This is a genomic window from Zunongwangia sp. L-65, from assembly GCF_056859415.1.
Window position 1 is genome coordinate 77,772 of sequence record NZ_JBSXOK010000065.1, and the last position, 6,065, is coordinate 83,836.

Sequence of the window (6,065 nt, forward strand, 5' to 3'; positions counted from 1 at the left end):
TCATCACAATTGCTGCTAATTCAATAAGCTTTACAAATGAAAACTCCCTTGCTGGCATTTAATGATAAAGGAATTTACTGCGCCCAGGCAGATGTTTATCTGGATCCCTGGCGGCCGGTAGATAAGGCGATTATTTCGCATGGCCATGCCGATCATTCACGCTGGGGACATAAAAAATATATCACACAGCACAGCAACATACCTATTATTAAACACCGGTTGGGAGATATTAATGTAAACGGTAAAGACTGGAGTGAAACCTTTACGATCAATAATGTGAAATTTTCATTTCATCCCGCCGGGCATATTATTGGTTCAGCACAAATAAGGGTAGAATATAAAGGCGAAGTTTGGGTGTTTACCGGCGATTACAAAACTGAAGATGATGGCGTAGCTACGCCATATGAGCCTGTAAAATGTCACAGCTTTATAACAGAATGTACTTTTGGTTTGCCTGCTTTTAAATGGCAACCGCAAGACGAAGTTTTCGCAGAAATAAATAACTGGTGGCAACAAAATCAGTCGGATGGAAGAACCTCCGTGATTTTTGGATATTCTTTGGGAAAAGCACAGCGATTACTGAAATATTTAGATACCTCTATCGGGAAAATCTACACGCATGGAGCCATAGAAAATATGACCGAAGTTTTACGTCCACAACTAGAAATGCCAAAAACAACACGAATCACCCGAGATATAAAAAAAGAAGAAATTAAAGGAAATATTGTGGTAGCACCACCAAGTGCACATGGCACACCCTGGATCAAAAAAATGGTGCCTTATGTTACAGCATCGGCAAGTGGTTGGATGACTTTTCGGGGCGCAAGGAGGCGCCGGGCTATCGATCGTGGATTTGTACTTTCGGATCATTGCGACTGGCAGGGCCTTCTTTCTTCGATAAAAGAAACCGGAGCCGAAAAAATAATTTGTACGCATGGGTATACCGATATCTTTTCAAGATATCTACGTGAAATTGGTTACGATGCCCGCACCGAGCAAACGCAATATGAAGAAGAAAATGCCGAGCAAACTTCTAAACCCGAGGATGAATGAGACAGTTTGCAGAACTTATAAAAACGCTGGATAGCACAAACAAAACCACGCTAAAAGTTGAAGCATTAACCAAATACTTTAACAATGCGCCAGATCGTGATAAGGTTTGGACCATAGCCATTCTTTCTCATCGCCGTCCGCCGCGGCCGGTAAATACTACTTTAATGCGGTTATGGGCTTCAGAGATTGCGAATATTCCCTTGTGGTTATTTGAAGAGTCCTATCATATTGTGGGGGATCTGGCAGAAACTATTGCTTTGGTTATTCCTCCTTCGTCGGCATCTTCAGAAAAAAGTCTGAGTCAGTTTCTTCAGGAGATTATCGATCTAAAGCCAAAGTCTGAAGAAGAGAAAAAAGAATATTTAAAAGAGAATTGGCTCAGTTTAAATTATTACGAACGTTTTGTATTTACCAAGCTTATAACCGGAAGTTTTAGGATTGGTGTAAGTCAGAAGCTAATGACACGTGCGCTTTCTAAAGCTACCGATATCGATGAGGATATTTTAGCTTACAAGATGATGGGAGATTGGAATGCGGCAAAAACCACCTACACTAAACTGATATTAGAAGAAAATGAAGAGGATTTTTTATCGAAACCTTATCCTTTTTATCTGGCTTATGCAATAGAAGATCAACCGGAAGATCTGGGTGACGTAAACCAGTGGAGCGCCGAACATAAATGGGATGGCATACGTTCACAGGTAATTATTAGAAATAACGAATTGTTTGTTTGGAGCCGGGGGGAAGAACTGGTTACTGATAAATATCCGGAATTTGAGAAGTTTGTGGGCGTGATCCCAAATGGGACGGTGATCGACGGTGAGATTTTACCATTTCCAAAAGGCGAAATAGGGACATTTAAAGATTTACAAACCCGTATTGGTCGAAAAACCGTCTCCAAAAATTTACTTAAAAAAACACCGGTAATTTTGAAAGCTTATGATGTTTTGGAATGGCATGGAGAGGATATAAGACAAAAAGCATTTAAGGACCGCAGAGCGATTTTAGAGAAATTATATACTGAAGTGAAATCTGACGGACTTCCATTACATTTATCGTACACCATTCAGTTTAAAAGTTGGGAGGAAGCGGCAGAAGAGAGGGAACGATCCCGAGAAGTAAAATCTGAAGGCTTAATGCTGAAACGATTAGATTCGCCATATCTGGTTGGCCGGAAAAAAGGCGACTGGTGGAAATGGAAGGTCGATCCGCTTACTATAGATGCGGTACTTACCTACGCTATGCGTGGTCATGGTAGGCGAAGCAATTTATTTACAGATTATACTTTTGGATTGTGGGATGAGAAAAAGGAAGAGCTGGTCACTTTTGCAAAAGCCTATAGTGGTTTAACCGATGCGGAATTCAGAAAATTAGATGCCTGGATCAAAAAAAATACATTAGAGCGTTTTGGGCCGGTAAGAAGTGTGACACCTCATCATGTTTTTGAGGTGGCTTTTGAAGGTATAGCTGAATCTAAAAGGCATAAAAGTGGGGTGGCCACCAGGTTCCCTCGAATTCTACGCTGGCGTACCGATAAAAAAATTGAAGAAGCGAATACTCTGGAAGATCTAAAGGCATTAATCCCTTGATTGTGCATAGAATTTTACAAATTTTTTAATGTCAGTTTTGAAAATTTGGTATTCAAATTGCTTAAAATCAGATGTTATTTTTAACTGATTATAAATTTAAAATGTGTAACAATGAGAACATCAATCGTAATGTTGGCATTAGCAGTTTTAGGGTTTACCGGCTGCAACGCACAGGAAAAAAAGACTGACGAGAATAGTAATTTGGGGTTAAGTACCAAAACTAACAATGAAAAGCCAAAAGGAAACTGGACGGTAAACAAAGAGTTTGATGAAAACGGTAATCTAAAAAGTTACGACTCTACCTATACCTACAGTTATGGCAGTGTAAATGGAGATACCATTACCGGTAGCAAAGAAATTAGACAGCATTTTCAGCAGCTTTTCGGTGATGATAAGATGTCTTCAGCAATGATGCAAGGTTTTTTTGACGATTCCACTTTTTTGCGGAATGATTTCTTTGGAGACGATGTAATGGGAAGTGATTTCTTTTCAACCGGCAATTTCCCGAAAGAATTTCAGCAGCAAATAAGGAAAATGGATTCTATACATCAGCAAATGCTGAAGAATAATTATCCGCAGTTGTTTACAAAAGAAGAAGAGCAAAAACTTCCTTCAAACAAGAAAACAAACATGTAAAGCATTTAAAAAGCCTTTGTAAAGCATCTATTTATAAAGGCTTTTAATATAGATAGCAGTTTAAAATGACAAGACAGGAACTTTTGAAAATAGCCCAAAGCTGGTTTACCGAGCAGGGTTGGAAACCTTTTAAATTTCAGAAGGATACCTGGAAAGCTTACTTACAAAAGAAAAACGGACTCCTAAATGCACCTACCGGAAGCGGGAAAACTTACGCCCTTTGGGTACCCATCGTTCTAAATTACATTAAAAATAATCCCGATTATAAAATCAGGTCCAAAAAAGGATTAAAAGCAATTTGGATTACGCCATTACGCGCCCTTTCTGTAGAAATAGAACAGGCTGCAGAACGTTTTGCAAGAGGATTGGGGACGAACCTTACCGTAGGGATTAGAACTGGTGATACTTCACAAAAAGAACGGGCGGCACAAAAGAAATCGATGCCGGACTTGCTCATTACCACTCCAGAGAGTTTGCAACTGTTATTATCTTCAAAAAACTACGATAAAACCTTCGAAAACCTGGAAGCTATTGTGGTAGATGAATGGCATGAACTTCTGGGAAGTAAACGTGGTGTACAGGTAGAGCTGGCATTGTCACGATTAAAAACAGTGTCAAAAAATCTCCGGATTTGGGGAATTTCAGCGACTATAGGAAATCTTCAGCAGGCCAGGGAAGTACTGCTAGGGCCTAAATCCGAAGCGCTTCAGAATTCTGAATTGATTCGCGCCAATCTTCAGAAAAAAATAAAAGTAAAGTCCATAATCCCAGAGACAATGGAAAAATTTCCGTGGAGAGGACACATGGGATTGCATTTGCTGGATGAAGTGGTGCCGATTATTAAAAGCTCAAAAACAACTTTACTTTTTACCAATACTCGTTCACAATGTGAGTTATGGTTTCAGAAGATTATTTCAAAATATCCGGAATTTGCCGGGGAATTGGCAATGCATCATGGAAGCATTAATAAAGAAACACGATTATGGGTAGAACAGGCCATTAGAAACGAAAGTTTAAAAGCAGTGGTATGTACCTCGAGTTTAGATTTGGGAGTGGATTTTGCGCCGGTAGAAACCATTATTCAGATTGGAGGACCAAAAGGGGTTGCGCGATTTTTACAACGAGCAGGACGTAGCGGTCACCAGCCAGGAAAAGAAAGTGTGATCTATTTTTTACCAACTCACGCAATCGAATTGATTGAGGCTTCTGCACTACAGAAAGCAGTTGAGAAAAAAGCGGTAGAAGATCGAATACCGTATTTGTTGAGCTTCGATGTTTTGGTACAGTATTTAACCACTTTAGCTGTTTCAAACGGATTTTTCCCAAAGGATATTTATCCGGAAATAAAATCAACCTTTTGTTTTCAGGCCATGACCGAAGATGACTGGCGTTGGCTGCTTAATTTTATTACCAAAGGCAGTCAGAGTCTGCAGGCATATGACGAATATAAAAAAGTAGAAATTGAAGAAGATGGCAGGTTTAAAGTAAATCATCGAGGTGTTGCCATGCGCCATCGCTTACAAATCGGGACCATTGTAAGTGATGCAATGCTCAGCGTAAAATACATGAAAGGTGGATATATAGGTACGATTGAGGAATGGTTTATTTCCAAATTAACTCCGGGTGATATCTTTACTTTTGCCGGTAGAAACCTGGAGTTGGTACGTATTAAAAACATGCAGGTACTTGTAAAAAAGTCGAAGAAAAAAAATGCTAAAGTTCCCAGTTGGATGGGGGGACGCATGACTTTTTCGGCACAAATGAGTGAATTATTACGGGAGGAAATGTATTTGGCGTCTGAATATGATGCTACTTCCGGTAAGTCTGAAGAACTCTCTGCTTTAACCGGGATCTTGGACCGACAAAAAAAAGAATCGGTGATTCCTAAAAGTGATGAATTTCTAATTGAAACCTTTAAAACCAGAGAAGGATATCATGCTATTTTTTATCCCTTTGAAGGCCGATTTGTACACGAAGCTTTAGGAAGTTTGCTGGCTTACCGGGTTAGTTTATTGTCGCCAATTTCATTTTCTATCGCTTTTAATGATTATGGGTTTGAATTGCTAAGCGATCAGGAAATCGATATGCAACAGGTACTGGATAATAACTTATTTTCTGCGGAATTTTTGATGGATGATCTTTATAAAAGTTTAAATGCTACCGAAATGGCGCGTAGAAAATTTCGTGATATCGCAGTAATCGCCGGACTCGTTTTTACGGGTTATCCCAACAAGCTGGTGAAAAGTAAACATTTGCAATCCAGTTCACAGCTGCTGTTTAGTGTTTTTAGGGATTACGAAGAGGATAATTTATTGTATTTACAATCGTTTAGAGAAACTTTTGAGCATCAGCTCGAAGAAGGAAGGTTACGACAGGCTTTGGAGCGAATTAATAATCAAAAAATGATCTGGCGAAATTGTGAAAAGCCTACACCTTTTTCTTTTCCAATTATCACCGATCGATTACGTGAGAAATTATCCTCAGAAAAACTGGAAGATCGTATCTGGAAAATGATGAAAAGCCTGGATAGTTAGACACTAGATATTAGATCGCTACGCTGTTAGCATAAGAAAGTCCAGATAAAAAATTCAGGAATCAGGATAGAATTTTGAGTTTTTAATGTGGAATTTTGAATGACTGCAAACTGTATAATGTATTGTGAAAACGGACTTCTCGATACAACAAATTTCTCCATTTCATTTCGAAATCTGTCACTCGAAGTGACATCATCTAATTTTCAGTTCAAGTGATCTTGAGTGACGAAAAATTGTATCAAAAACTAGAAAG

General features: G+C 39.0%; 4 protein-coding genes. All 4 read left to right on the forward strand.

Annotated features, from left to right (window positions below; all coding sequences use genetic code 11):
- Positions 1-36: 36 nt before the first annotated feature.
- On the forward strand, positions 37-1,053 hold the full coding sequence (locus tag AC13DP_RS13055; protein ID WP_483067924.1) for a ligase-associated DNA damage response exonuclease: 1,017 nt from the start codon (positions 37-39) through the stop codon (positions 1,051-1,053).
- Positions 1,050-2,642, forward strand: coding sequence for an ATP-dependent DNA ligase (locus AC13DP_RS13060; protein ID WP_013069983.1), 1,593 nt, complete (start codon positions 1,050-1,052; stop codon positions 2,640-2,642). The genes AC13DP_RS13055 and AC13DP_RS13060 overlap by 4 nt, the downstream gene beginning before the upstream one ends.
- A gap of 111 nt (positions 2,643-2,753) precedes the next feature.
- Complete coding sequence (locus AC13DP_RS13065) at positions 2,754-3,278, forward strand: hypothetical protein (RefSeq protein ID WP_347407287.1); 525 nt, start codon at positions 2,754-2,756, stop codon at positions 3,276-3,278.
- Positions 3,279-3,343: 65 nt separating this feature from the next.
- Positions 3,344-5,812 carry a ligase-associated DNA damage response DEXH box helicase gene (locus AC13DP_RS13070; RefSeq protein ID WP_347407288.1) on the forward strand — a complete coding sequence of 823 codons (2,469 nt, stop codon included), beginning with the start codon at positions 3,344-3,346 and terminating at the stop codon, positions 5,810-5,812.
- Positions 5,813-6,065 lie beyond the last annotated feature (253 nt).

Bases quoted from the DNA above. Each gene is read 5' to 3' on its own strand.
- AC13DP_RS13055 (WP_483067924.1), top strand. From the start codon at position 37: ATGAAAACTCCCTTGCTGGCATTTAATGATAAAGGAATTTACTGCGCC.
- AC13DP_RS13060 (WP_013069983.1), top strand. From the start codon at position 1,050: ATGAGACAGTTTGCAGAACTTATAAAAACGCTGGATAGCACAAACAAA.
- AC13DP_RS13065 (WP_347407287.1), top strand. From the start codon at position 2,754: ATGAGAACATCAATCGTAATGTTGGCATTAGCAGTTTTAGGGTTTACC.
- AC13DP_RS13070 (WP_347407288.1), top strand. From the start codon at position 3,344: ATGACAAGACAGGAACTTTTGAAAATAGCCCAAAGCTGGTTTACCGAG.